General features: G+C 64.7%; 20 protein-coding genes and 1 other RNA gene. 10 read left to right on the plus strand and 11 right to left on the minus strand.

The genetic code is table 11. The features are described from left to right. Positions 1 to 28: 28 nt before the first annotated feature. Positions 29 to 655, plus strand: coding sequence for a glycoside hydrolase family 19 protein (locus tag E8L99_RS13865; protein ID WP_210421766.1), 627 nt, complete (start codon positions 29 to 31; stop codon positions 653 to 655). Between the two features lie 53 nt (positions 656 to 708). Here E8L99_RS13865 and rnpB read toward each other — a convergent pair. After that, an RNA gene (rnpB, locus tag E8L99_RS13870) (RNase P RNA component class A) lies at positions 709 to 1,097 on the minus strand. Between the two features lie 136 nt (positions 1,098 to 1,233). On the opposite strand from rnpB, the gene pcaB reads away from it, so the two are divergent. Beyond that, positions 1,234 to 2,580 (plus strand): 3-carboxy-cis,cis-muconate cycloisomerase, encoded by a 1,347-nt coding sequence (gene pcaB, locus E8L99_RS13875; RefSeq protein WP_137100097.1) that lies wholly within the window; start codon positions 1,234 to 1,236, stop codon positions 2,578 to 2,580. A gap of 21 nt (positions 2,581 to 2,601) precedes the next feature. Here pcaB and E8L99_RS13880 read toward each other — a convergent pair whose 3' ends face one another. The 3 genes from E8L99_RS13880 to E8L99_RS13890 form a co-directional block, all read right to left on the minus strand. Then, positions 2,602 to 4,119, minus strand: coding sequence for a malonate--CoA ligase (locus E8L99_RS13880; protein ID WP_137102120.1), 1,518 nt, complete (start codon positions 4,117 to 4,119; stop codon positions 2,602 to 2,604). An 85-nt stretch (positions 4,120 to 4,204) separates the two neighbouring features. Next, positions 4,205 to 6,391: an ATP-binding protein gene (locus E8L99_RS13885; RefSeq protein ID WP_168201675.1), complete on the minus strand. Its 2,187-nt coding sequence runs from the start codon at positions 6,389 to 6,391 to the stop codon at positions 4,205 to 4,207. A gap of 118 nt (positions 6,392 to 6,509) precedes the next feature. Beyond that, positions 6,510 to 6,998 carry a thermonuclease family protein gene (locus E8L99_RS13890; protein ID WP_137100099.1) on the minus strand — a complete coding sequence of 163 codons (489 nt, stop codon included), beginning with the start codon at positions 6,996 to 6,998 and terminating at the stop codon, positions 6,510 to 6,512. 181 nt (positions 6,999 to 7,179) lie between these two features. On the opposite strand from E8L99_RS13890, the gene E8L99_RS13895 reads away from it, so the two are divergent. From E8L99_RS13895 to E8L99_RS13910, 4 genes are all read left to right on the plus strand, one after another. Further along, the gene (locus E8L99_RS13895) at positions 7,180 to 8,793 is read left to right on the plus strand and encodes a sensor histidine kinase (protein WP_137100100.1); all 1,614 of its coding nucleotides are present in this window, start codon (positions 7,180 to 7,182) and stop codon (positions 8,791 to 8,793) included. Positions 8,794 to 8,905: 112 nt separating this feature from the next. Further along, the gene (locus E8L99_RS13900) at positions 8,906 to 9,517 is read left to right on the plus strand and encodes a glutathione S-transferase family protein (RefSeq protein ID WP_137100101.1); all 612 of its coding nucleotides are present in this window, start codon (positions 8,906 to 8,908) and stop codon (positions 9,515 to 9,517) included. A gap of 4 nt (positions 9,518 to 9,521) precedes the next feature. Then, on the plus strand, positions 9,522 to 10,148 hold the full coding sequence (locus tag E8L99_RS13905; RefSeq protein WP_137100102.1) for a uracil-DNA glycosylase family protein: 627 nt from the start codon (positions 9,522 to 9,524) through the stop codon (positions 10,146 to 10,148). Between the two features lie 121 nt (positions 10,149 to 10,269). Continuing rightward, positions 10,270 to 12,285 (plus strand): caspase family protein, encoded by a 2,016-nt coding sequence (locus E8L99_RS13910; protein ID WP_137100103.1) that lies wholly within the window; start codon positions 10,270 to 10,272, stop codon positions 12,283 to 12,285. Positions 12,286 to 12,379: 94 nt separating this feature from the next. Here E8L99_RS13910 and E8L99_RS13915 read toward each other — a convergent pair whose 3' ends face one another. Continuing rightward, complete coding sequence (locus E8L99_RS13915) at positions 12,380 to 13,252, minus strand: NAD(P)-dependent oxidoreductase (RefSeq protein WP_137100104.1); 873 nt, start codon at positions 13,250 to 13,252, stop codon at positions 12,380 to 12,382. A gap of 233 nt (positions 13,253 to 13,485) precedes the next feature. Between E8L99_RS13915 and E8L99_RS13920 the strand changes: the two genes are divergently transcribed. Further along, positions 13,486 to 14,574 (plus strand): TRAP transporter substrate-binding protein, encoded by a 1,089-nt coding sequence (locus tag E8L99_RS13920; RefSeq protein ID WP_137100105.1) that lies wholly within the window; start codon positions 13,486 to 13,488, stop codon positions 14,572 to 14,574. Between the two features lie 240 nt (positions 14,575 to 14,814). On the opposite strand, the gene E8L99_RS13925 is transcribed toward E8L99_RS13920, so the two are convergent. The 6 genes from E8L99_RS13925 to moaA all read right to left on the minus strand — a co-directional run bounded on the left by E8L99_RS13925 (position 14,815) and on the right by moaA (position 21,917). Next, positions 14,815 to 16,680 carry a TRAP transporter large permease subunit gene (locus E8L99_RS13925; protein WP_137102121.1) on the minus strand — a complete coding sequence of 622 codons (1,866 nt, stop codon included), beginning with the start codon at positions 16,678 to 16,680 and terminating at the stop codon, positions 14,815 to 14,817. 143 nt (positions 16,681 to 16,823) lie between these two features. Next, complete coding sequence (locus tag E8L99_RS13930; RefSeq protein WP_137100106.1) at positions 16,824 to 17,432, minus strand: TRAP transporter small permease subunit; 609 nt, start codon at positions 17,430 to 17,432, stop codon at positions 16,824 to 16,826. Between the two features lie 408 nt (positions 17,433 to 17,840). After that, on the minus strand, positions 17,841 to 18,773 hold the full coding sequence (locus E8L99_RS13935) for a DMT family transporter (RefSeq protein ID WP_137100107.1): 933 nt from the start codon (positions 18,771 to 18,773) through the stop codon (positions 17,841 to 17,843). A gap of 31 nt (positions 18,774 to 18,804) precedes the next feature. Then, positions 18,805 to 19,938: an N-methyl-L-tryptophan oxidase gene (gene solA / locus E8L99_RS13940; RefSeq protein ID WP_252511111.1), complete on the minus strand. Its 1,134-nt coding sequence runs from the start codon at positions 19,936 to 19,938 to the stop codon at positions 18,805 to 18,807. A 104-nt stretch (positions 19,939 to 20,042) separates the two neighbouring features. Beyond that, positions 20,043 to 20,627, minus strand: coding sequence for a hypothetical protein (locus E8L99_RS13945; protein ID WP_137100108.1), 585 nt, complete (start codon positions 20,625 to 20,627; stop codon positions 20,043 to 20,045). 267 nt (positions 20,628 to 20,894) lie between these two features. Continuing rightward, the gene (gene moaA, locus E8L99_RS13950) at positions 20,895 to 21,917 is read right to left on the minus strand and encodes a GTP 3',8-cyclase MoaA (RefSeq protein ID WP_137100109.1); all 1,023 of its coding nucleotides are present in this window, start codon (positions 21,915 to 21,917) and stop codon (positions 20,895 to 20,897) included. A gap of 159 nt (positions 21,918 to 22,076) precedes the next feature. Here moaA and E8L99_RS13955 point away from each other — a divergent pair, with 159 nt between their 5' ends. The 3 genes from E8L99_RS13955 to E8L99_RS13965 all read left to right on the plus strand — a co-directional run bounded on the left by E8L99_RS13955 (position 22,077) and on the right by E8L99_RS13965 (position 24,652). Beyond that, positions 22,077 to 22,481, plus strand: coding sequence for a gamma-butyrobetaine hydroxylase-like domain-containing protein (locus E8L99_RS13955; protein ID WP_137100110.1), 405 nt, complete (start codon positions 22,077 to 22,079; stop codon positions 22,479 to 22,481). Continuing rightward, positions 22,432 to 23,529 carry a hypothetical protein gene (locus E8L99_RS13960; protein ID WP_137100111.1) on the plus strand — a complete coding sequence of 366 codons (1,098 nt, stop codon included), beginning with the start codon at positions 22,432 to 22,434 and terminating at the stop codon, positions 23,527 to 23,529. Before E8L99_RS13955 ends, E8L99_RS13960 begins: the two co-directional genes overlap by 50 nt. Positions 23,530 to 23,659: 130 nt before the next feature. Beyond that, positions 23,660 to 24,652, plus strand: coding sequence for a Bug family tripartite tricarboxylate transporter substrate binding protein (locus tag E8L99_RS13965; RefSeq protein ID WP_137100112.1), 993 nt, complete (start codon positions 23,660 to 23,662; stop codon positions 24,650 to 24,652). Positions 24,653 to 24,674: the final 22 nt, after the last annotated feature.

Genomic DNA, 24,674 nt, shown 5'->3' on the forward strand with positions numbered 1-24,674 from the left:
TCGGAGGCGTTCTCACAGAGAGAGTGCCATGATCACGATCGAGATTGTCCGGCGGCTGTTCCCGAATGCACCGCCTGAGAATGCAACGGCCTTTGCCGAACAGGCGCAGTCCCTGTTCGCTGAATTCGGGATCTCCGCCCGCCCTGAAAGGCTGCATTTTTTTCTGGCCCAGACTGGCCATGAATCCGGCCTTGTCCTGCGCGAGGAGAACCTCAACTACTCGGCGTCCCGGCTCAGGGCCGTCTGGCCGCGCCGCTTCCCGACCGAGGGCGCGACGCTCGGCTTCGCTCACAATCCGCGCGCCCTGGCCAATCGGGTCTATGGCGGCCGGATGGGCAATGACGGTCCCGACGACGGCTGGATCTATCGCGGTCGCGGCTATCTGCAGATCACCGGGAAGCATGGGTATTCCATGGTGGGCCGGCACGCAGGCCTCGATCTCGTCGCTCACCCGGAGCTTGCGCTGCAACTGCCCCACGCCCTGCGGATTGCCTGCGGGTTCTGGGACTGGAAGGGGTTGAACGCCGTCTGCGACACCGGCGACTTCGCAGCCGTGACCCGCGTCATCAATGGCGGCTTGACGGGCCTCGCCGACCGGCGGGCCTGGCTGGAGAGAGTGCTCCGTCGTGTTCCAGGAAACCTCCGGCTTGCCTGAGGGAGACCCGGACATGGCGAGCCCCCGGACGGTTTCCCGCCGGGGGCTCTCAACATGTCAGTCGGCCTATAAGCCGGGTTTTGTGGGGCGGGATTGCTCCCGCGTGACGACCATTCCTCTAGGACGCCCATTGCTGGACGCCTCTGGCAACCTACCCGGACAACGACGCGGATCCACGCCTGAAGGGTTGCCCCTCCTGTTGTCCCTATTCGGTTTTGCTCCCGGTGGGGTTTACCGTGCCGCTTCCGTTGCCGGTCGCGCGGTGGGCTCTTACCCCACCGTTTCACCCTTGCCGGAGCATGCCCCGGCGGTCTCTTCTCTGTGGCACTGTCCCTGGGGTCGCCCCCGCCGGATGTTATCCGGCACCGTGTTTCCGTGGAGCCCGGACTTTCCTCCCCCGCGCCCTTTCGGGTGATGCGGCGGCGGCCGTCCGGCCGGCTGACCGGGCTTCATTGCGATGGGGTGAGGGGGGTGTCAAGCGCAGGATACCGGCGCGCCTCGTCAATCAACGGTATTTGGTCTTGCCTAGGCTGCTCTGCTAAGCCTTGGGAACGTCCTCGATCCCGTCTGGAAGCCTCATGCCATCGCCTCTCTGGTCTCCGCTCTTCGGTTCGCCTGCCATGGAGGATGTGTGGTCCGACCGCGCGGCGATCAGCGCCATGCTGCATTTCGAAGTGGCGCTCGCCGCAGCCGAGGCCGAGGCGGGCGTCATCCCGTCCGATGCTGTCTCGCCCATTGCTGTGGCCACCGGCGCCGACATCGATATCGAGACGCTCGCCGCCTCGGCTGGCATCGCTGGCAACTCGGCCATTCCACTGGTCAAGATGCTGACCGCGATGGTTGCGGCATCCGATCCGGAGGCGGCGAAATGGGTCCATTACGGGGCCACCAGCCAGGATGTGATGGACACCGGCGTCGTGCTGCAGCTGCGCGAAGCCTTCCGCCTGCTGGATGATGACCTCACGCGTGCCGCCGCGGCCGCTGCAGTCCTTGCCAAGGCCCATCGCGACACGCCGATGGCAGGCCGCACCTGGCTGCAGCAGGCCTTGCCGATCACCTTCGGGTTGAAGATCGCGGGCACGCTGGACGCGCTGATGCGCCATCGGCAGCGTCTGGCGGAAGCGCTTCCGCGCGTCCTGGCGCTGCAGTTCGGCGGTGCGGCCGGCACGCTGGCCTCGCTTGGCGACAAGGGTCCGCAGGTTGCGCGATTGCTTGCCGACAAGCTCAATCTGGCGCCGCCGGACACGCCCTGGCATGGCCAGCGCGACCGCATGCTCGAAGCCGCTGCGCTGATGGCCGGCATCGTGGCGACCACAGCCAAACTCGCCCGCGACATCGCCCTGATGATGCAGACCGAGGTCGGCGAAGTTCTGGAGCCATCTGCTCCCGGCCGCGGCGGCTCGTCGACCATGCCCCACAAGCGCAATCCCATGCTGTCGGCGACGATCCTCGGCGCGGCCGGTCTCGCCCCGCAGCTGCTGGCGTCCGTCGCGGCCGGTGGCGTCGGCGAGCATGAGCGCTTCACCGGTGGCTGGCAGTCCGAATGGCTGGCCTTGCCGCAACTGGCGCGGCTGGCCGGAGGCGCACTCCATCACGCGATCGAACTTCTGGAGGGGCTGGAGGTCAGGCCCGATCGCATGCTGGCCAATCTCGGCCTCACCGACGGTCTGCTGATGGCGGAAGCGGTTCAGATGGCACTGAGCCCGGCGCTCGGCCGCCTGGTTGCACACGATCGGATCGAGGCCGCTTGCCGTGTGGCCGTCGCCGAGGGCAGGGCGCTTGTCGACGTGCTGGCCGAGGACACTGTCATCACGGCGATTGCCGGGCCAGCGGATATGGCGCGGCTGCTCGACCCCACAAGCTATCTCGGAGCAGCCGGCCAGTTCGTCGACCGGGTTCTGGAGCGGCATGCGGCGAGCGGTTGATATCCCGCCCGCCGGTGCCGATCAGGCCTTGTAGAGATCCTTGTAGGCGTCGCGCAGCAGGTTCTTCTGCACCTTGCCCATCGTGTTGCGCGGCAGGTCGTCGACCACGATCACCCGCTTCGGCAGCTTGTACTTGGCAAGCCGCGTCTCCAGTGCGGTCAGGATCGCGCGCTCGTCGATCTTGGCACCCTTCTCGGCCACCACGACCGCGGTCACGCCTTCGCCGAAATCGGGATGGGCGACGCCGATGACAGCGCTCTCGACCACGCCGGCCATGCCGTCGATCTCGGTCTCGACTTCCTTCGGGTAGACGTTGTAGCCGCCGGAAATCACGAGATCCTTGCCGCGGCCGACGATGTGGACATAGCCCCTGTCGTCGATCTTGCCGAGGTCACCCGTGATGAAGAATCCGTCGCCGCGGAACTCGGCGGCCGTCTTCTCGGGCATCCGCCAGTAGCCGCCGAACACGTTCGGCCCCTTCACCTCGATGACGCCAATCTCGCCCTGGGCGAGTTCGGCGCCGGTGTCCGGATCGGCCACCCGCAGCGAAACGCCGGGAAGCGGGAACCCGACCGTGCCGGCCACGCGCTCGCCCTCATAGGGGTTCGACGTATTCATGTTGGTCTCGGTCATCCCGTAGCGTTCCAGGATGGCGACACCGGTCTTGTCGCGGAACAGCCGGTGGGTCTCGGCGAGCAGCGGCGCCGAGCCCGAAATGAACAGGCGCATATGGGCGGTCGACGACCGGGTGAGCCGGGCGTCCTGCACCAGCCGGACATAGAAGGTTGGCACGCCCATCATGCAGGTCGCCCGCGGCATCAGGTCGAACACCGTGTCGGCGTCGAACTTCGGCAGGAAGATCATCGAGGCGCCAGCCATCAGGATGGTGTTGGTGGCGACGAACAGGCCATGGGTGTGGAAGATCGGCAGGGCGTGGAGCAGCACGTCATTCGACGTGAAGCGCCAGTAGTCCTTCAGCGTCAGCGCGTTCGAGGCGAGATTGTCGTGGCTGAGCATGGCGCCCTTCGAGCGGCCGGTTGTCCCCGAGGTGTAGAGGATTGCCGCCAGATCGCCTGCCGCACGGTCGACTGTCTCGAAGCCCGCGGATGCAGCGGAGGCCATCTCCATCAGGCTGCCGTCATTCGCCTTGCCGAGCGTCGCGACTGCTCCAACGCCGGTCTTGGCGGCGATCGCAGCGATGCCGTCGCGGCGCGACGGGTCGCACACGACCAGGGCGGGCTCGGAATCGCCGAGGAAGTATTCCAGTTCGGTCAGCGTGTAGGCCGTGTTGAGCGGCAGGAAGATGGCTCCGGCCCGCACGCAGGCGAGGTACAGGAAGATCGCCGAGGGCGATTTCTCCACCTGCACGGCCACCCGGTCCCCCGGCTTAACGCCGAGGCTGACCAGCACATTGGCCAAGCGCCCCGTCGCATCGAACAGATCGCCGTAGCTGTAGACCGTGCCGGACTCGGTCTCGATGAAGGTCTTGGCGAGGTCGGTCGCCTGGATGCGGACGAGGTCGAAGAGATGATTGGCCATGGCTTGCGGAGCTTGAGCGGGGAAGGCGCGGACCATGCCGCATCCAGCCACCGAGGTCGAGAGCCGAAAATCCGCGGAGGACGTCTCAAGCTCTCCGGGCCGTACTCTCAAGTGCGTCGATCTTCAGCGTTGCGCGAATCTGTGTGCCCACTCCGGGCTTTGACCGTATCGTGAGTGTGCCCTCGTGGATGTCGACAAGCTTCTTGACGAGTGCCAGCCCGAGCCGCCCCGGCTCGTCGCCAATTGCGAGAGCCGACTCAGTCAGCGGGTCGAGAGCCTGGGCGATCTGTCCAGGGCTGATTCCGGCGCCAGAATCCACGACATCGATGATCAGTTCGCTTGGGCCCCCGCGCTTCGCGAGCAGGCTGACCAGACCGCCCGTGCGGGTCGTCTCGATCGCATTCTCGACGAGTTCGCTCATGATCTTGCGCAGTGTCGCGGCACTGATGACCATGCCGGACACGTCCGGCGCCCAGACGACGCGCAGCTTCACGCCCTTTGCCTCGGCGCGTCCCCGATGGACCATGTTGACCTCGGAGATCAGCTTGTCGACGGGCGTCCGGTCCAGTGTCGGGGGTGTTGCGAAGGTCGAAGCCTCCGCATAGTCGATGACATCGGCCAACCGCCGGGCCAGCCTGGCGGTCTCGTCGCGGGCGGCCTCGATCAATTCGTCCATGTCGGCTGGCGTCCGGCTGGCATCGGCGCGCAGCGCCAGTGCATGCAGCCGCTCGATCGGTGGTCGGAATGTCCGCCCGATCAATCGCACGATGCCCGTGCGCAGGCCCTGCAGGCCTTGCATGGAAACGAGCGCGCGAGCGATCTGGTCCGTCAGCAGGGCGACTTCGCGCGTTGCCTCTTCCAGCCGCTCGTCGCGCTGCGTGAGTTCGCCGGCAAGCCTGACATTGTCGGCATGGGTCTCGTCGAGCTCGCCCTTGGTCGTCGCCAATTGATCCCTGACGCCAGTGATCTGGGCGCGGAAGATGTCGACCGCACGATTGTACTCGCGGGCGACCTGGCCGATCTCGCCGTCGGTATCCGCATCGAGATAGGCGAAACTGCCGGAATAGCGGTTGACCGCGTTCATCTGGCCGACCAGCAGCGCGACATCGGTCGTCATGCCATGTTCGGAGACGTTGAGACCGATGCGCTCGTCGTCCCGTGCCACGCGCATCTGCAGGACAAGCCGGGCAGCGGCGATGCCGGCGGCCATCAGGCCGGCGCTCCAAAGACAGATAGCGATCAATCCGGCCGCTTGGACGCCCACCATGCCGGCATCCGGCGGAAGCGCCGCAAAGGCGACGGCAACGATCCCGAAGCCGCCAGCGAACAGATGAACCGAAGCGATGCCGAGGGCGTCGTCGATACCGGCATGTTCCACGAGCCGCGCCCCGCCGAATGCCACACCGGCTCCGAGCGCACCGATCAAGACAGCCGCCAATGGGCTGAACAGATGGGCGCCTGCGGCAACCGCCACCACGCCGGCCAAAGCGCCATGAATGATCTGGATGACGGTGATCTGCCGGGGCGCGATCTGGCTGGCGATGAAGGCGGTCGTTGTGCCAGCGGCGCCGGCGAGTATCAGGACCAGGATCGCTGCCGCAGGGGGCGCGCCGATGCCGATCGCTTTGCCCGCAGCGATACCGAACCAGCCAAGCCAGAGCAGAAGCACCCCGAGAGCGGCGAAGGGGAAGCTCTGGCTCTGAATCACCGTCGTCCGCTTCGCATCGGTGAAGCGCCCGCTCCGCGGGCCGATCATGGCGGCAGCCGTCAAGGCCGCGACCCCGCCCGCGACATGGATGACCGCGCCGCCCGCGAGATCGATGAAGCCGAACTGATTGAGCCAGCCACCACCATCCGCGCCCTTGGCCCAGACCCAGTGCGCCACAATCGGTGCGATCGCGGTGCTGAAGATCAGGACGACCGCCGCGTAGCCGCGTAGCGTCGTGCGCTCGGCGAGCGGACCCGACAGGATTGTCGCCGCGGCTGCACTGACGGCGATCATGAACAGGAGGTCCGACGATGCAAAAGCGGTGTCAGGAAAGAAGGGCCCGCCGCCCATGAGCCCATTGCCACCAACGGACATCAGGCCGTAGCCGACAGCCCAGACCAGCAAGACCGACAAGCCCGCCTGCACCAGCGCCTTGGCGGCCGCATTCACGGAATGCTTGGCGCGCACAAGTCCGCTCTCCAGCGTCACATGGCCCGCCAGGACGAGAAAGACGCAGAATGCGGCGGCAACCTGCCAGAGATCGGTCGAGACTGGAGAATCCATCCACATCATCCGGCCGACCTGAGCGGCCGCCAATGGGACCAATCCTGGCTTCGGATGGTTAACCCGCAGTTAAGGACGAGGGAAAGTCGCGGTATTCGAGTAGCTTATCTGCCGTTTCTCACGCACCCGGCGCGAAACGGCCACGCTCCCGGTCCCGCCACTCGCGGGGACGGATGAATGTGCCTGCCCACAGGCCCTTGCGCTCCAGGCGGGCGCCAGCCTCGTCGATCAAGTAGGATCCGTAGGAAACAGCCTGTCCATTGGCCACCATGGCGCGACCAAGATCGACGCCATCAACGCGACAGACGGCGACGGTCCGGCCGAACCGGTCGATGTCGCGCCGCTCGCATGTGACGACCTGTCCGGCGATCAGGGCGGTGAGATGGCGCGCTGCCTCTCGGCCACATTGAACTTCCCGGTTGTCGCGCGTGCAGCGCTGGAAAAGTTCCGGTGCATCGACCCCGTGCAGCCGGACCTCTGTGCCGCCGACCATCAGGCTGTCGCCATCGATGATGCGGGCGTGGCCGGTGATGTGTGGGCGCACCGGCACGCGGTTCAGCACATAGGCCGCAATCGTTGCGCCGACGATCAGACACGTCAGCAGCACAAATGCAAAACCACGGTTCGGGCGCAAGCTATCGGAACGCCACGGGGCCGGCCGTGGGAAGCGGCGGAACGTCTGGGACACGATCTTCACCTTTCGTTCACCATGTACTTCGACCGGTCGTTAATCAACTTCTGCCACGTTTCACCACAATTGGTATTGCGTGATGAAGGGGTGCGCTCGAATGAGCGTGGAGGTTGTGGGCGAGCCCCTCGGCGATCGGCAGGCGGAACGTGCCGAGCGGCAGGCCCAGAGCCGCAAGCGCGTCGTGCGGCAGGTTCGCGATGCCCGCGAGCGTCTGACATCGACCACCGGCACGCGCCGCTCGTTCGAACTCGAACTGATGCGCGTCTATGCGCAGAACAAGGTCTCGGCAGCGCTTGCCGTGGTGCTGCTGGCGATAGCGGTTGGATGGGTCGCCTCCTGGATCACCAATCCGATCATGGGCGCGCTCGGCGCCGGTACCGTTCTTGTCATGCATGCCTTCGTGGTGTTGCTGGCGCGCGGATTCCTCAAGGTCGATGCGGAAAAGGTCGACCTGCGCTCCTGGCGCATCCGCTTCGTGCTCGCCGAGACGCTGATCGGGCTCGCCTGGGTGCTGGCATTGACCACGGTGATGAAGACCGATCAGCCGGAAGCCAATACGTTCCTGCTCGTCGGCATGCTGATCATCATTGCTGTCTCGGCCATGATCGGTTCCACGTTGCCGGCCGCCGTGCTCGCGTCGTCCTTTCCTGTCGGCACGCTGGTCATCACCTATTTCATCCTCGTTCATGGGGTCAAAGGTGCTCTGTTGGCGACCATGGCTGGCGGCACCCTGCTGTTCTTTGCCATCATCGCCACGCGCCTCTACCAGACCAACCTTGCGACCATCGAGGCGCGCGCCGAGAAGGATGCGCTGTTTGGCGAAGTCGAAACCGCCAAGGCCAATTCGGACGAGGCCCGGCGCAATGCCGAAATGGCCAATATCGCCAAGTCGCGTTTCCTTGCCCAGATGAGCCATGAGCTGAGGACGCCGCTCAACGCCATCCTCGGCTTCTCCGAGGTGATGAAGGGCGAGATGTTCGGCCCCCACTCCTCGCCCCAATATGCCGAATATGCCAACGACATCCACTCGTCCGGCCAGCATCTGCTGTCGCTGATCAACGAAATCCTCGATCTTTCGCGCATCGAGGCCGGCCGCCACGAGCTCAACGAGGAGGCCTTGACGCTGGCCTATGTCGTCGAGGACTGCCACCACCTCCTGAAGGTGCGCGCCAAGAACAAGGGGGTGACGATCGTTGAGCGGTTCGAGCCCGACATGCCGAAGCTGTGGGCCGACGAACGGTCGATCCGCCAGATCGTGCTGAACCTCATGTCGAATGCCATCAAGTTCACACCGGCCGGCGGCGAGATCAGCCTGAAGGTTGGCTGGACGGCATCAGGGGGACAGTATGTGTCGGTGAAGGACACTGGCCCCGGTATTCCGGAAGAGGAAATCCCGATCGTCCTGTCGAATTTTGGCCAGGGGTCCAACGCCATCAAGTCGGCGGAGCAGGGCACGGGCCTCGGTCTGCCAATCGTCCAGGGGCTGGTGGCCATGCATGGTGGCACCTTTGCCCTGAAGTCGACCGTGCGTGTCGGCACCGAGGTTGTCGTGACGTTTCCAGCCGAGCGGGTCATGGAGGCTCTGCCGGCCATTGCCAGCCCCTCGATGGAGCCAGTCGGTGACAGCACGCCGATCGCTTTGGAGGTCGAGCCGCAGCAGGCGCAGAAAGTGTCTGCGCTCCGCCGACGCCTGTTCGGCGCTGGGGTTTAAGAGCACCGAACCGGTCTCTCGGGTGGTTTGACAGGGTCTCCCCCGAACACGATGGTTACGTCCGGCGAGGCCCTTCACAAGAACCTCCGGCACCATCTGGGAAGAGACACGAATGAAGCTTTACGACACGCAAGTCGCGCCCAATCCTCGCCGCGTCCGGGTCTTCATGGCCGAGAAGGGGATCGAGATCGAACGGGTGCCGGTCGATCTCGGCAAGATGGAGCAGAAGAGCGCCGAATTCACAGCGCTCAACCCCCGCCAGCGAACGCCGGTGCTGGAACTGGATGATGGCACCAGGCTCTGCGAGTCCGTCGCCATTTGCCGCTATCTCGAAGCCATCCACCCTGAACCGAACCTTTTCGGCCGCACGCCGTTGGAGATCGGTGAGATCGAGATGTGGAACCGCCGGATGGAGCTTGATCTGCTCGCCACGATTGCCGGCGCTTTCCGCCACTTGCACCCGGCCATGGCCGACATGGAGGTGCCGCAGGTGAAGGAGTGGGGCGAGCGCAACAAGGCGCGGATCGTTGGCGAACTGACCTTCCTGGATCAGCACCTGAAGGGCCGGGACTTCATCGCGGCCGGGCGCTTCACCAATGCCGACATCACCGGGATGATCGGGATCGATTTCCTGCGTCCGACCCGTGTGGCGATCCCGGACGAATTGGTCGATCTTCGGCGGTGGCACGCGGCCGTGTCATCCAGGCCGAGCGCCAAGGCCTGAGGGCATGGAGGATCTGGCCGCGCTCGAACGGGCGATCGCGGCCTGCCGGATCTGCGTCGAGCAGCCGTTGCGCCAGCCGCTGCCCCACGAACCGCGCCCGGTTGCCTGGCCCTCGTCGACGGCGCGGATCATGATTGCAGGCCAGGCGCCGGGCCTGCGGGTTCACGAATCCGGCTTGCCGTTCAACGACGCTTCGGGCGATCGGTTGCGGGCCTGGATGGGGATCGATCGGGATACCTTCTATGATCGCAACCGCATTGCCATCGTGCCGATGGGTTTCTGCTTTCCCGGTTATGACGCCAAGGGCGGCGACCTGCCACCTCGGCTCGAATGCCGGATCGCCTGGCACGATCGCCTGATGGCGAGCATGCCGCGCGCTGACCTCATTCTGGCGATCGGGGCGACAGCTCAGGCCTATCATCTGGACCGTCTGGGCCTGGGGCACCTCCGGGAGAAGACCCTGACGGCGACCGTCGCGAACTGGCAGGCGATCTTCGGCGCACGGACAGAGCCTGCGGTCCTCGTCATGCCGCACCCGTCCTGGCGCAATACCGGCTGGCTCAAGCGGCATATGTGGTTCGAGAGCAATCTGCTGCCGGTCTTGCGACGGGAAATAGCGCTTCGGTTGTGATCTGTATCAACACCACCGCGCCAAACGCCGCTTGTATTCGCGACCTGTTCACGCGACAAAACGTTACATTCGGAATTGGGGGGCGAGCCCGTCCGTTTGGACATCGCGTGAGGAGACCTTCATGGTCCGTCGGTTCATCGGGCTGCTTGCAGCCGCGGTGGTGACAGCTTTCACTGCCTTACCGGCCATGGCCGAGACCCGCGTTGCGCTGGTTCTCGGGTCTGGCAATTACAGCACCAATCCCATGGCTGGTGCGCTCAATGATGCCGGCCTGATTGCCCAGACGCTGAGAGATCTGGGTTTTGCCACGGTCGAAGGGGCAGACCTGCCCCAGGCCGAACTGCGCCAGGCCATAGCCAGCTTCATGGCCAAGGTGCGCGAGGCAGGCCCCGATTCCATCGCTTTCGTCTATGTCTCAGGCCTCGGTCTGCAGCATGACAGCGAAAGCTACCTCATCGCGGCCGATACTGCAGTCGAGCGCGAGTCTGATATTCCGATCGGCGGCATTCGCATTCTCGACATCACCCGTGCGCTCGCGGCGATCCCGAGCAAGGCCAAGGTGGTTCTGCTGGATCTGTCGCGCGAACATCCCTTCGCCAATGTCGGCCAGCCGGTGCGCCCCGGCATCGGCGTCATCGACGGAGCGCCCGGCATGCTGATCACGTCTGCTGCCGCCCCCGGTGCGATGTCATCTCCAACCGACACGGCCTATGGCCGCTTCGCTCTCGCCCTCTCCGAGCAGCTTCGGGAACCGGGCGTCGCGATCAACGAACTGATCGCCCGGGCGCGCCTGCGCGTCCATCAGCAGAGCAACGGTCGCGACACGCCATGGGAGGTCTCGAGCCTCCAGCCCCCCGTGCCGATCCTCACCGAGCGGCCGGACAACACGTCGACCGGGTCAACGCCGCAGCCGCTGGCCGAGCGTCCGCCCGAAAGCCTTTCGATCGAGGAGGCCTATGCGCTCGCCATCGAGCGGGACACGATCCAGGGCTACCAGGTCTTCCTGCGCGCTTATCCCGACGGGCCGCTGGCCCTGCGCATCAAGCGTCTGCTGGCAGCCAAGCGCGAGGCTGTCGTCTGGCGCCAGACGCTCCGCGTCAACTCGCCGGAAGGCTACTGGACCTATCTGCGGCGCTATCGCAACGGCCCGCACGTAGCCGAGGCCCGTTGGCGCCTCGAGCGGCTGTCGGCGCCCGTCGCGCCGCCGCCGACATTCGCCGAAGTCGTCTATGACGATATCCCGCCGCCCTTGCCGATGATCGAGGTCATCGACGATCCCGGCTATTGGGAGCCGGCACCGGCTGCCTTCTATGACGAAGTGGTGCTCGCGCCTGTCTATCTCGGGCCGCCGCTTGCTCCCTTGTGGGCCTTGCCGCCGCCGCCTCCGCCGGTCTGGGGCTACCTGCCCGTGGTGGGCGTTGCGGCAGCCGTGGTCGCGGTTCCGTTCATCCTACCACGCTTCGTTCGCCGTCCCGTGGCACCCGTGGTGCTGACGCCCCAGGGTGGACCGCGCTTTGGTGCCCCCGGGGGCGTCCGGCCCTTCGCACCGAACAATCCCGGTGGCCGTGCTCTGCCTGGCTCCGCCGGCGGCAATGCACTGCCTGGAACTGGACGGCCTCAATTGGGCGGTCCGCAATTCGGAAACCGTGGCCCGACCGGTATTGCTCCGAGCGGGATCGCGCCGAACCCGGGCAACCAGGGCGTTGGCGGCAAGCCGCTCTCCGGTCAGGGCAATCCCGGTTTCGGCAATGCCGGCCGTGGGATTGGTCCCGGCATAGGGAACCGTGGTCCCAACCTCGGCAACCGGGGCCCCAATTTCGGAAATCGCGGCCCGAACATCGGTAGCCGCGGAGCGGACTTCGGTAACCGCGGTCCGAACGTCGGAAATCGTGGTCCCAACATCAACAACCGTGGTGGTTTCAACGGTCGGCCAGGGGGCTTCAATCCGGGTCTTGGACGCTCGGGAGGCGGGGCGCCTGTCGTCCGCTCGTTCCAGCCCCCGCGGCAGACCTTCCAGCCCAGGGTTCAGGCTCCGCCGCGCCAGACCTTCTCGGCCCCGCGCCAGTCGTTTCAGGCGCCACGCCCGAGCTTCACGGCGCCGCGCGCCGCTCCGAACAACCAGCGCCGGCGGTTCTGACCGCCGCCGGCCCGCTGGCTTTCCAACAGAAAGGCCGCGGAGTGATCCGCGGCCTTTCTGTTTGCCGATATGGCAGCGCGAGGCTGCTTGAGGCCTACTTGCGCTCCAGCCTGGCGAACAGGCTGGACGTGTCCCAACGGCCGCCCCCCATGGCCTGCACTTCGCCGTAGAACTGATCCACCAGGGCCGCGACCGGCAAGGTCGCGCCATTGCGGCGAGCCTCGGCGAGGCAGATGCCGAGATCCTTGCGCATCCAGTCAACTGCAAAGCCATAGTCGAACTTGTCGATATTCATCGTCTTGTGGCGGTTTTCCATCTGCCACGAACCGGCGGCGCCCTTCGAGATCACGTCAACCAGCTGCTCGATGTCGAGACCCGACTTGCGCGCGAAGTGAAGGCCTTCCGCCAAACCCTGGACAACGCCTGCGATGCAGATCTGGTTGACCATCTTGGCAAGCTGTCCGGCACCTGCAGGGCCGAGACGCCGGCACGCGCGTGCGAAAGCTGCAATCACCGGCTCCGCGGCAGCAAAATCGGCCTCGTCGCCACCGCACATGACGGTGAGAACACCATTCTCGGCTCCCGCCTGTCCACCCGACACCGGCGCATCGACAAACCCGAGGCCGAGCGCCTTGGCCTTGCCATGCAACTCGCGCGCGACGTCCGCGGATGCCGTGGTGTTGTCGACGAAGATCGCTCCCTTCTTCATGGCGGCGAGAGCGCCATCGGGACCGATGGTGACCTGGCGCAGATCCTCGTCATTGCCAACGCAGCAGAACACGAAATCCTGGCCACTTGCCGCTTCCTTCGGTGTGCGGACCGCAGTTCCGCCGAATTGCTTCGCCCATGCCTCTGCCTTGGCGAAGGTCCGGTTGTAGACGGTGACCTCGTGGCCGCCCTTGACCTTGAGGTGGCCTGCCATGGGAAAGCCCATGACGCCGAGACCGAGAAACGCGACTTTTGCCATGGCTTTGACTCCGAATGGGAACTGGAAGGAGGCCTAACTTCCTCGTCGCCGACGCTAGGTCAAGGGGAGGAGCGAATGTGGAGAGCCTGCCGGCCCCATCTGAGCACATTGCGATGCATTCTTGTTGGTGCAGGCATGCGCGGCGCTGGTATGCGCGGACGAAATGTGGTTTCCTCAACGGCAACGGTTCCGCAGCGAGCCGTCCAATAAAGCTTTCCCTGGGAGACACGCTGATGCAGCGCCGAAATTTCATAAAGACCGCCGCGGTCGCCACCGCCGCAAGCGTGGTTGCCGCACCGGCCATCGCCCAATCTGCGCCCGAACTGAAGTGGCGCATGACGTCGAGCTTCCCGAAGTCGCTCGACACGATCTATGGCGCAGCCGAGGTGTTCTCCAAGGCGGTTGCGGACATGACCGACAACAAATTCCAGATCCAGGTCTTCGCCGCCGGCGAAATCGTCCCTGGATTGCAGGCCATGCAGGCGGTGCGCGACGGAACGGTCGAAGCCTGCCACACGGCCTCCTATTATTATGTTGGTATCGACCCGACCTTCGCATTCGGCACGGCTGTGCCGTTCGGGCTCAATTCGCGCATGCAGGACGCCTGGCAGTTCCAGGGCGGGGGCATGGAGCTGATGAACGAGTTCTACGGCAAGCATAACATCCACGCGATTCCCTGCGGCAATACGGGCTGCCAGATGGGTGGCTGGTTCCGCAAGGAGATCAAGACCGTCGCCGATCTGAACGGCCTTAAGATGCGCATCGGCGGGTTCGCTGGCCGGGCCATGCAGAAGCTCGGCGTCGTGCCACAGCAGGTCGCCGGCGGCGACATCTATCCGGCGCTCGAAAAGGGCACGATCGATGCGGCCGAGTGGGTCGGTCCTTATGACGATCAGAAGCTCGGCTTCAACAAGGTGGCGCCGTTCTACTATTACCCCGGCTGGTGGGAAGGTGGGGCCATGCTCCACAACTTCATCTCGAAGGCGAAGTGGGAAGCGCTGACGCCGGCCTACAAGGCGATCGTGTTCAACGCCGCGCATCATGCCAACACCTGGATGCAGGCGCGCTATGATGCGCAAAACCCGGCGGCTCTCCGCCAGCTGGTGGCTGCCGGCACACAGCTCCGCCCCTTCACGCTTGAGGTGATGGAGGCCTGCCTGAAGGCGGCAAACGAGGTCAATGCCGAAACCTCGGCCACCAATGCCGACTTCAAGAAGATCCTGGACGCGACCGCAGCTTTCCGCGGCGAGCAGTACCTTTGGTGGCAGGTTGCCGAATACACGTTCGACACGTTCATGATCCGCTCGCGCGCCCGCGGCTGATCTCCGTTCCCTGCGCTTTCCAAACACGTACGAGGCCCGGCAGATCCTCTGCCGGGCCTTTATCTTTCCGGACATCGGCTAGGCTAAAGGCGTGCTGCGCGGTTGCGAGCGAGCAGGACCGCCCGGCAATGCCATCGAAGTGGTGACAGCGGCCGCGGCGCGCGATTGCGGGCCGATCGCCAGCTCAACGACGAAAAAGGCCCCCGGCAGATGTGCCGGGGTCCTTTTGCTTGCATGAGATCAGTTGCGCGGTGCGGCCGGTGGCTCGAGGCCGGGCGGCGGGCCGCCGAGGCCCGGCGGCGGACCGCCGAGACCGGGCAATCCGCCTGGCGTGTCGAAGCCGGGCAGGCCGCCGATGCTCGGCAATTCGATGCGGATCTCCACCTTGGATGGATCCACCTGCGGCCCTGTCGCCTTGTAGTGCATCACCATCTGCGGGAACGTGATGACCAAGCCGACCATGATGCACTGGATCACCACGAACGGCACAGCGCCCCAATAGATCTGCATCGTCGTGACCGGTTCCATGGTCTTGCCGGTGACACGATCAGTGTAGGGCTCTGCTGGCGCGACCGATCGCAGGAAGAACAGCGCGAACCCGAAGGGCGGATGCATGAAGCTCGTCTGCATGTTCACGCCCAGAATGACGCCGAACCAGATGAGATCAATGCCGAGCTTCTCCGCTGCCGGACCTAGCAGCGGAACCACGATGAAGGCCAGCTCGAAGAAGTCGAGGAAGAAGGCGAGCAGGAACACCATGACGTTGACGAAGATCAGGAAGCCAACCTGGCCGCCCGGCAGCGAGACCAGCAGATGTTCGACCCAGATATGACCGTTGACGCCATAGAACGTCAGCGAGAACACGCGCGCGCCGACCAGGATGAACAGCACGAAGGCCGACAGCTTGGCGGTGGATTCACTGGCCTGCCGCACAAGGTCCCATGACAGGCGCTTCTTCATGATCGCCAGTATCATGGCGCCCGCGGCGCCCATTGCGCCACCTTCCGTTGGGGTGGCGAGGCCGATGAAGATCGTGCCGAGCACTAGGAAGATCAGCCCGAGCGGCGGCACCATGACGAAGGTGACCTGCTCCGCGATGGGCGAGACGAGCTTCAGGCCACCGAAGCGTTCGACAGCGCCCACGAACACCGCATAGAGCAGGCCCGCCGTGATGGCCTCGACCACAAGCGACCAGGTGCTGAATCCGGATTGCTTGAGGAAAAAGTACACGGCCAGCGTCGCGGCCGTGACGAGGACGGTCAGGATGAAGCGCGTGGACCCGAAATAATAGTTGAAGACCACCGCGACGAACGCGACCAGCACCGCCACCGACATGGTGAGGATAACGAAGTCCGCGCCCGCACCCACGGCCGTCTGCTTCAGGATGAAGACGCCGACGGCACCGGCATAGAGGACGAGCACGCCGAGCTTCCAAGTGCCGCGCTTGCCGTCATCCTGCTTGTAGAGGATCGCATCGAGCGGCAGGCCAGGAGCGGCCTTTGGCGCGAGCATGGTCACAAGGAAGATGTAGACCGCATAGAGCAGCGACAGGACAAGGCCCGGCACGAAGGCGCCTTCGTACATGTCACCGACCGAGCGGCCGAGCTGGTCGGCCATGACGATCAGCACCAGCGAGGGCGGGATGATCTGCGCGAGAGTCCCCGAGGCGGCGATCACGCCGGATGCGACGCGGCGGTCATAGCCGTAGCGCAGCATGATCGGCAGCGAGATCAGGCCCATCGAGATGACGGATGCCGCCACGACACCAGTGGTTGCCGCCAGCAGTGCGCCGACGAAGATCACCGCATAGGCAAGACCACCTTTGATGGTACCGAACAGCTGCCCGATCGTGTCGAGCAGGTCTTCCGCCATGCCGGAGCGCTCGAGGATAAGGCCCATGAAGGTGAAGAACGGGATCGCCAGCAGCGTCTCGTTGTTCATCACGCCGAAGATGCGCTCGGGAAGAGCCTGCAGGAAGTTCGGCTGGAACAGCCCCAGTTCGATGCCGATGATGGCGAAGAACAGGCCGTTGGCGGCGAGTGCGAGGGCGACGGGATAGCCGAGCAGCAGGAAGAACACGAGGGCGACGAACATGACCGGGGCCATGTTCTCACGCAGGAAGCCGCCGACACCGCCGGCTGCGAGAGCCGGCTCGGCAGAGAGCGTGAGGATCAGAAGCGCTGCGCAGAGTGTGGCAGCCGCGCCCGAGAGGATGCGAGATAGGGTCAAGGCAGGTCTCCCGGAACGCGTCACTTCTTGGCCGATTCGATCAGGCCGTCGGCCTTTGCTTGCTCCAGCAGGCGTTGGGCTTCAGCCTCGACCATCTCGTGATGGCCTCCGCCATGCACGTCCTCGAGCTTGCCCTGCATGATGGCGATGCGCTTGATCAGTTCGCTGATGCCCTGGATCAGAAGCAGGGCAAATCCAACGACGACCAGCAGCTTGGCCGGCCAGACCACGAGGCCGCCGGCATTCATCGATTGCTCGTTCTGCAGGAACGACTTCAGAAAGAACGGCCAGCTGTCGATCAGGATGAGGATGCACAGCGGCATCAGGAACAGGGTGTGCCCGACAATGTCGATGATATTGCGGGTGCGCCGCGACAGGTGGCTGTTCACCACATCGATCCGGATGTGCTCGTTGGCGAGCAGCGTCCAGCCTGCGCACAGCAGGAACACCGCACCGAACAGGTACCATTGCAGCTCGAGCCAGGCATTGGACGAGGAATTGAACACCTTGCGGACCACGGCATTGCCGGCCGAGATGACGACGGCCGCGAGGATCAGCCAGCTGATCGTCTTGCCGATCCTGGTGTTGACCGCATCGATCGCGCGGCTGATGGAAAGAAGTCCGCCCATTTGTGCCCGGCTCCCTGCAATGAGTTCAAATACGGGAAACCGTCGGCGAACGCGCGCGCGCATCCTCCCATGGCATACGCCCCGGGCCAGCCCCGGGACATGTGAGACATCGAGAGAGCGAAGCACCGCGGCCGTGCGTCAGCCGAGACCCCGTGCCCGTCGCGCGCCTTGCAGCTGCGGCAGGCGTTTCCCCCTCTGTCTTTCCCCTTTGCGGCGTCGCGGTTGTTGGTGCGATCGCCTCCGGCCCGAAAGCCGCGGCTTCTCTATGCCACGGCTGCGCGCGGCACAATAGCCGGGTACGGGGCGAATCCAACAAAAAGGCCGCTCCAATGTTGCGACATCAGGGCTCGTGGGCACTTCGTGCGCAATTTTTGGCAAGCAGATCTTTGCGGCCGGAGTGGTCAGCGCTCAAGGCGGGGCGTTGGCCGCTTCTTGTTCCGGCGTCCTGATGCGCTGGCGGACGCGTTCGCGATGCAACGTGTAGAGGCCGGCGCCAACGATCAGCCCAATTCCCATCCAGCTCGCGCCGTCGGGCCAGACGCCGAACACCGTGATGCTCGACAGGATGCCCCAGACCATGACGCTGTAGCGGAACGGCGAGATCAGGGAGACCTCGACGCCGCGAAAGGACTGGATCATCGCGAAGTTCCCGATGACGAGCACGATCGATGCGGCAAAGAGATAGAGAACGTGGGTCAGCGTCGCAGGCGCCCAGCCCTGGAACGGGATCATCGCGGCGGCGAACAGGCCGACAGCGGAACAGGTCGAGAGCGTCACCACCATGGTCGGAATACGCGGCGGGATGAACCGTGTGACGATGTCGCGCACTGTGCAGAACAACACGCTGATCAGCGCAAGCGCGGTTGCGCTCCCGGCGACAAAGCCCTCGCCACCCGGCTTGACCACCAGCAGCATGCCGACAAATCCCGCGACCACTGCCGACCAGCGGCGCCAGCCGACATGTTCCTTGAAGATCGGGCCTGACACCGCGGTGATCAGGAGCGGCGTCAGCAGGAAGATCGCCGTGATGTCGGCGATCGGCATGCTCGGCAATGCCGTGATGAACAGGAATGCGACGATGGCTTCCAGCACAGCTCGCGACAGGACGAGCGGCGAAAGGATGCTGCGGGCCTGAGCGAGCAGTCCGGATGCTGCCATCCAGCCGATGACCAGCACGATCGCGAAGCCGTTGCGGATGGCGATGATCTCGCCGGAGGGCAGATCCTCGGCGACAATCTTGACCAGCGTATCATTGGTCATGAAGCAGGCCATCGCCGTCACCATGGCAATGATGCCGCGGCGGTTGTCGGCGGCCGTTGCAGCTGGCAGCGAGAAGGACATTCGGGGAGCCCGGTTGGCGGGAGAGGCCGCGTCAGCCGTTCAGGCGCGACAGGCTGAACAATCCGATGTCATGGCGAGTGGTCCCGTCGATGGCGAGATCGGCAAGCACCTCTCCCATCACGCTGGCGAACTTGAACCCGTGGCCCGAGCAAGGCGAGGCAACCACCACCTGGGGGACACCTGGCAGGCAGTCGACAACGAAATGCTCGTCGGGAGTGTTGGTGAACAGGCACGCCTTGAGGGCCATGGTGGCGCCATCAGCGCCGGGAAACACCTCGCGCACGACCTGGCGCAGCGCGGCCTCGTCATCCGCCGTCGGCTCGCGCGAGAGGGTGTCGGCATGGCCGAGCTGACGGAAGTGGTGATAGAGCCCGATCTTGAAGCCGGGAACGCCGAAGACCGGAAACTGATAGCAGCGCGCGCTGGGGGCATCGACGATCGAGACGGGGAGGGCGCCCAACGCGAAGTGCTGAGGTTCCTTAGGCTGGAACCAGCCGAGCACCTGGCGTTCCGGAACGGCCTTGCCGGCAAGGGCCGGGACATGGTCGGCAATCCAGGCGCCGGTGGACAAGATCAATCGTCCGGCCTCGTAGGTGCCCTTCGTCGTGCGCACGCGCACGCCACCGCCGGCGGTTGGCTCCCAGTCGACAATTGCCTCGCGTGCGCGGATGTCGGCGCCTGCAGCCATTGCCATGGTGGTCTGGGCGACGATCGCCCGCTCGCTCATCACGAAGCCCGCATCGGCCTGGTAGTTGCCGACATAGTGGTCTGGAAGGCGGAAGGCGGGGAAGCGCCGCATGATCTCGCGAGCATCGAGCAGTTCGTGAGGCAGGTCATGGGCCCGGCACGCGGCGAGCGAGCCGGTGACGACCGAACTCTCGGCCGGTCCGGCATCCACGCCGCCGGTCACATAGAGCAATTGTTCGCCAAAGCGCTGTTCGGTCTCACGCCAGAGCTGATAGGCGCGGCGCAGCAGCGGCACATAGGAGGGATGTTCGAAATAGGCCAGCCGGATGATCCGGTTGATGCCGTGTGACGATCCCATCGCATGGGGAATATCGAAGCGCTCAAGCCCGAGCACTTTTTGGCCACGGCGGGCGAGCTGCAGGCAGGCCGCCGAACCCATGCCGCCGACACCGGCGACGATGACATCGAAGTTGGGCACGCGGTGCTCCGGTCGTTTCATCCCGTGCATGAGCTACCGCTGCTGCGGCCGCCCGTCGAGCCATAGTTCGGCAAAGCTGCTGCTCGCGGCCAGCCGAAGTCAGCTCAATAGCCGCCGCGTTGATTGTAGCTGCGCTGGATGTCCTGGTTGATCAGGTCATAGACCGCGGTCTCCGGCGTCCGCTGCGAGGCCATCAACGACAGCGTCATGGCGAGGTCGGCGCCAAGGGCGACAGTGAGCGCCAACAGCCACATGCGGGTGGATGTCAGCACCTTGACGGACTGCGCGAGGCGTCCTGGCTCGGCAGTCGCCGGAGCGACCGGAGCGCTCTCGACAAGGACAGCTTCCTCGAAGGTCGGCCGGTAGCAGCCAGGAACCAGCCGGATGCGCAACACATTCGCAGCGCCCGGGCCATCGTAATAGAGATCGAGCGCGTTGCGCAGGCGCATCGCCGCCACACGCACTGTCGAATCGCGATCCGGATTGAAGTTCGGGTTGCGGCCGAGGGCCTCGACCGCGATCGTATAGGCCTTGATCGACCGGCCATCGCCAGCGAGCGTCCGCTCGACCACATAGGTCAAAATCCTGGCGAGCAGGCTGCCTTCGGGGACGAAGGGCGAAAGAAGGATGCTGCGCAGCTCGGCCCGGATAGCAACGGGATCGAGCTGCGACATGGATGAACGGGTCATCGAGGTCGCCTCAAAAACATAAAACCGGAGCGCCGCTGCTCCGGTGTTTGGCCTATGGGAATGCGGGTGCTGGCCTGAACTGCGGGAAACGTTCGACGCAACGGCGTTCAGGCCTCTGCGTTGGAGGGCATACGCCTTCGGAATGTGGCGAAAAAAAGAACGCGAAGAGGTCAGCGTGCAAATCTGATCCGCATAGAGAACTATGCTTGCGCAATATTGCGTCCTTACGGATCTTCCCTTGCGCAACTTCCGGAAAGATTGCGTGTATTACCCCCCGGTCGTGCTCATGTGACGGGTGACAGAGGGCCGGTTGGTGCGGCGGTCGATAACGAAATCGTGCCCTTTGGGCTTGCGCGAAATTGCCTGGTCGATCGCGGAATAGAGCAGGTCGTCGGCTTCGGAAGCCCTGAGCGGGGCTCTCAGGTCGGCGGCATCATCCTGGCCGAGGCACATGTAGAGCGTTCCGGTGCACGTGATTCGCACCCGATTGCAGCTTTCGCAGAAATTGTGAGTCATCGGCGTGATGAAGCCGACGCGGCCACCGGTCTCGCTCACGGTGACGTAACGGGCGGGCCCGCCGGTCCGGTAGCTGCTTTCCTGAAGCGTCCAGCGGTCCATCAAGCGCGCGCGCACCACGGACAGCGGCAAATATTGATCGAGGCGCAGCGGCTCAATATCGCCGAGCGGCATGACCTCGATGAACGAGATGTCCATGCCCTTGCCATGGGCCCAGATGATCAGGTCCTCGATCTCGGCTTCATTGACGCCTTTCAGCGCAACCGCATTGATCTTCACGTGGATGCCGGCGGCGAGCGCTGCATCGATGCCGTCGAGGACATCCTGGAGATTGCCCCAGCGCGTGATCGTCCTGAATTTATCGGCGTCCAGCGTGTCCAGCGACACATTGATGCGCCGCACCCCGCAGGCGGCGAGGTCGGCCGCGTGGCGCTTCAGCTGGGAACCATTGGTGGTGAGCGTCAATTCGTCCAGCGCGCCGCTGTCGAGATGCCGCGATAGCGAGCGGAACAGCGTCATCACCTCCTTGCGCACCAGAGGTTCGCCGCCGGTCAGCCTGAGCTTGCGGGTGCCCTTGGCGATGAAGGCCGAACACAGCCGGTCGAGCTCCTCCAGCGACAGGAGATCCTTCTTCGGCAGGAAGGTCATGTTCTCCGCCATGCAATAGACGCAGCGGAAGTCGCAGCGGTCGGTCACCGACACACGCAGGTAGTCGATTGTCCGACCGAACGGATCGATCATCGGGGCCGGCTTGACGGTGACGCGGTTGAGCATGGACGCCTGCTATCCCATGGGCCGCCGGAAAACGCGCCGGCCTCGCCTCTATATTTAGGCTACCAAATCGACTTCGTCAGCCCTCCCGCCGTTGAAGATCGTCCGGGAACCGTCTACCTGTCGATCCACGCGAAATTCCGCCGGAATCAGGGGATGGCCATGGCCGAAGTCAGCGCGGTCGAAAGCGCGACCGGCAGGCACCATGCCTGGCCGACAGAGCTGCGGCTTGCGGCCGACAGGAGCCGCCTGACCGTGAGTTTCGACGATGGGCACATTTTCGCCCTTGATGCCGAATATCTCCGGGTGGAAAGCCCCTCGGCCGAGGTGCAGGGACATTCGCCATCGGAACGCAAGTTCATTGGCGGCAAGCGGGACGTTCAAGTGATCGGCATCGACCGCGTCGGGCATTATGCTGTCCGGCTCAGCTTTGACGATCTGCATTCATCGGGCATCTATTCCTGGGATTATCTGTATGAGCTCGGACGCGATCACGCCGTCATCTGGAACCGCTATCTTGAAGGGCTCGCCGCTGCCGGCGGCAGCCGAGACCGACAGCGGCGCTGAGGGCGATATCCTGAAGGCTCTCGCGGATCTGGCCGCCCAGCCGCACGCGCCCATCGACCGCTCGATCGATCCGCCATTGACCATGCCTGTTATCGCAGCCTCGGCGCCTGTTTCGCCGCCCGATGTGCCAGCATTCCTGGCTGGCCCGACCGTCGCCGCTCCGCCTGCCGAGCCGTCGGCCCCCACGCTTGGCCAAGTGTCGAGCGAAGCCGAGCCGGCCACTGAACCCTCGATTCCGCCGCTCGCCGCTGCCGGATCGGTAGAAACCCCGCTGCCGCCGAGCCCTGCCGTCGCCTATGACGAGCCGGCCCCGCCAGTCGTCACCGCACCATCCGTCCCACCCGTTTCCATCCCTGCGAAGAACACCGAGATCACCACGATGGTCCCCTGGATCACCACCAAGCAATTTACCGTCGACCTGTTTCCCTCCTGGACCAAGACGGAGGGCGACAAGGAGTGGAGCCTTGGCGCGGTGACGGTCAATGTCCCCGAGATCACCGCCAAGCTCGACCAGCTGATCGCCGACCTCAACGAGGATCAGTGGGAAATCAAGATGGTCGTGCCGCTCGACAAGAGCCTGACCTATCACGAGCACCAGAAGGTGGTGCGCCAGGGCAACCGCCGCGAGCCCGAGGCCGTTCTCGGCGCCTTTGGTCTCGGTTGGGCCGGCGGCACCACGTCGTCGCTGCTGGTTGTCTGCCAGCGCACGGAATGGCTCGAGCCGTCCGAATACAAGGCCCGGATCGATGCGCGGCGTTACAAGCTGGACGCCGAGGAGCGCCGCCGCGAGCGCGCGCTGATCCAGGAGCAGAACATGGGCGTCAACGCCAAGATCACGGCGGCCCAGAAGCTCCTGTCGGACCTCAAGACCAATGGCGTCGAGATCCGGAAGTCGGGCTTCCTGCGTGGCGAGAAATTCGTGGTCGGTGGTGTCGAATTCAGCAACCGCACAGAGGCCGAATCGGCGCTGGCCGCCAGGCTCGGTGAGGTCGAGGCCGATCTCGCCGCCCTGCCGAAGCAGCTGAAGCCGATGCCGCCCGAGCTCTGACCGATCAACGGTCGGAAACTGGCTGGTGGCCGGGTGTGTTCCCGCGCCGCGACCATTGAAGTCGGCGTAACGCGTGCTAGGCTCCCGGAATGAAGACAGCGACAAGCTGCATCCATTCCTCGGAGGAAACATGAAGACCGTTCTGTCCCGCCGCTCGGCCCTGGCGCTTGCCGGCGGCGCGCTGGCTACCCCCTTCGTCGGCAGCGAAGGCTTTGCCCAGGCCTACCCCGCCCGCCCCGTGACCGTGATCGTTCCGTTCGGTGCCGGCGGCTCAACCGACGTCATCGGCCGCATCGTGAGTGAGCGGCTGTCCGTCAAGCTCGGCCAGAGCTTCGTCATCGAAAACCGCGCCGGTGCCGGCGGCAATGTCGGCGTTGCCGCCTTGGCCCGTTCCACCAACGACGGCTACACGATCGGCATGACGACGATCGCCAATCACGGCATCAACCCGAACCTCTACGGCGAGCGCCTGCCGTTCAAGCCGCTGGACGATTTCGAGTTCCTGTCGCTGTCGTCGTCGCAGCCGAACTTCATGTGCATCCATCCGTCGATCCCGGCGCAGAACCTGCAGGAGTTCATCGCCTATCTGAAGGCCAATCCCGGCAAGGAGAATTTCGGCTCGTCGGGCATCGGCACGTCGATCCACCTGTCGGCGGAGCTGTTCATGCAGTTGACGGGAACCCGCCTGACTCATGTTCCGATGCGTTCTTCGGCTGCCCTCGTTCAGGCGCTGATCGGTGGCGAAGTGAAGCTCTCCTTCGACAATTTCACTTCGCCCTATCCGCACTACAAGGCCGGGACAATTCGTGGCCTGGCGGTTACCTCGCTGAAGCCGGCGAAGATCGCCCCCGAAGTGCCGGCACTGGCGAATACACTGCCGGGGTTCGACATCACATCCTGGAACGGCTTCGCCGCGCCAAAGGGCACGCCGAAGGAGATCTGCGACCGCCTGACCACGGCGATGCGCGAATTGCTGGCCGAGCCGGCGGTCGTGGCCCGTTTCGAGGAAATGGGCGCTGAATCGACTCCTTCGTCACCGGACGAGATGCGGCAGAAGTCGGTGTCGGAAATGGCCAAGTTCAAGGACATCATCCAGAAGGCCGATATCAAGCTGCAGAACTGAGACCGGCCGGCGGTCAGCTGAT

The sequence above is a fragment of the Phreatobacter aquaticus genome (assembly GCF_005160265.1).
GTDB classification, from domain to species: Bacteria; Pseudomonadota; Alphaproteobacteria; order Rhizobiales; family Phreatobacteraceae; genus Phreatobacter; species Phreatobacter aquaticus.

Coding starts and splice junctions, on each gene's coding strand:
- E8L99_RS13930 (WP_137100106.1), bottom strand. CDS start 17,432: ATGGGCGGACTTCTTTCCATCAGCCGCGCGATCGATGCGGTCAACACC.
- E8L99_RS13880 (WP_137102120.1), bottom strand. CDS start 4,119: ATGGCCAATCATCTCTTCGACCTCGTCCGCATCCAGGCGACCGACCTC.
- E8L99_RS13925 (WP_137102121.1), bottom strand. CDS start 16,680: ATGGCCCCGGTCATGTTCGTCGCCCTCGTGTTCTTCCTGCTGCTCGGC.
- E8L99_RS13965 (WP_137100112.1), top strand. CDS start 23,660: ATGAAGACCGTTCTGTCCCGCCGCTCGGCCCTGGCGCTTGCCGGCGGC.
- E8L99_RS13865 (WP_210421766.1), top strand. CDS start 29: ATGATCACGATCGAGATTGTCCGGCGGCTGTTCCCGAATGCACCGCCT.
- E8L99_RS13915 (WP_137100104.1), bottom strand. CDS start 13,252: ATGGCAAAAGTCGCGTTTCTCGGTCTCGGCGTCATGGGCTTTCCCATG.
- E8L99_RS13920 (WP_137100105.1), top strand. CDS start 13,486: ATGCAGCGCCGAAATTTCATAAAGACCGCCGCGGTCGCCACCGCCGCA.
- E8L99_RS13900 (WP_137100101.1), top strand. CDS start 8,906: ATGAAGCTTTACGACACGCAAGTCGCGCCCAATCCTCGCCGCGTCCGG.
- E8L99_RS13895 (WP_137100100.1), top strand. CDS start 7,180: ATGAGCGTGGAGGTTGTGGGCGAGCCCCTCGGCGATCGGCAGGCGGAA.
- E8L99_RS13955 (WP_137100110.1), top strand. CDS start 22,077: ATGGCCGAAGTCAGCGCGGTCGAAAGCGCGACCGGCAGGCACCATGCC.
- E8L99_RS13905 (WP_137100102.1), top strand. CDS start 9,522: ATGGAGGATCTGGCCGCGCTCGAACGGGCGATCGCGGCCTGCCGGATC.
- moaA (WP_137100109.1), bottom strand. CDS start 21,917: ATGCTCAACCGCGTCACCGTCAAGCCGGCCCCGATGATCGATCCGTTC.
- E8L99_RS13935 (WP_137100107.1), bottom strand. CDS start 18,773: ATGTCCTTCTCGCTGCCAGCTGCAACGGCCGCCGACAACCGCCGCGGC.
- E8L99_RS13885 (WP_168201675.1), bottom strand. CDS start 6,391: ATGGATTCTCCAGTCTCGACCGATCTCTGGCAGGTTGCCGCCGCATTC.
- pcaB (WP_137100097.1), top strand. CDS start 1,234: ATGCCATCGCCTCTCTGGTCTCCGCTCTTCGGTTCGCCTGCCATGGAG.
- E8L99_RS13945 (WP_137100108.1), bottom strand. CDS start 20,627: ATGACCCGTTCATCCATGTCGCAGCTCGATCCCGTTGCTATCCGGGCC.
- E8L99_RS13910 (WP_137100103.1), top strand. CDS start 10,270: ATGGTCCGTCGGTTCATCGGGCTGCTTGCAGCCGCGGTGGTGACAGCT.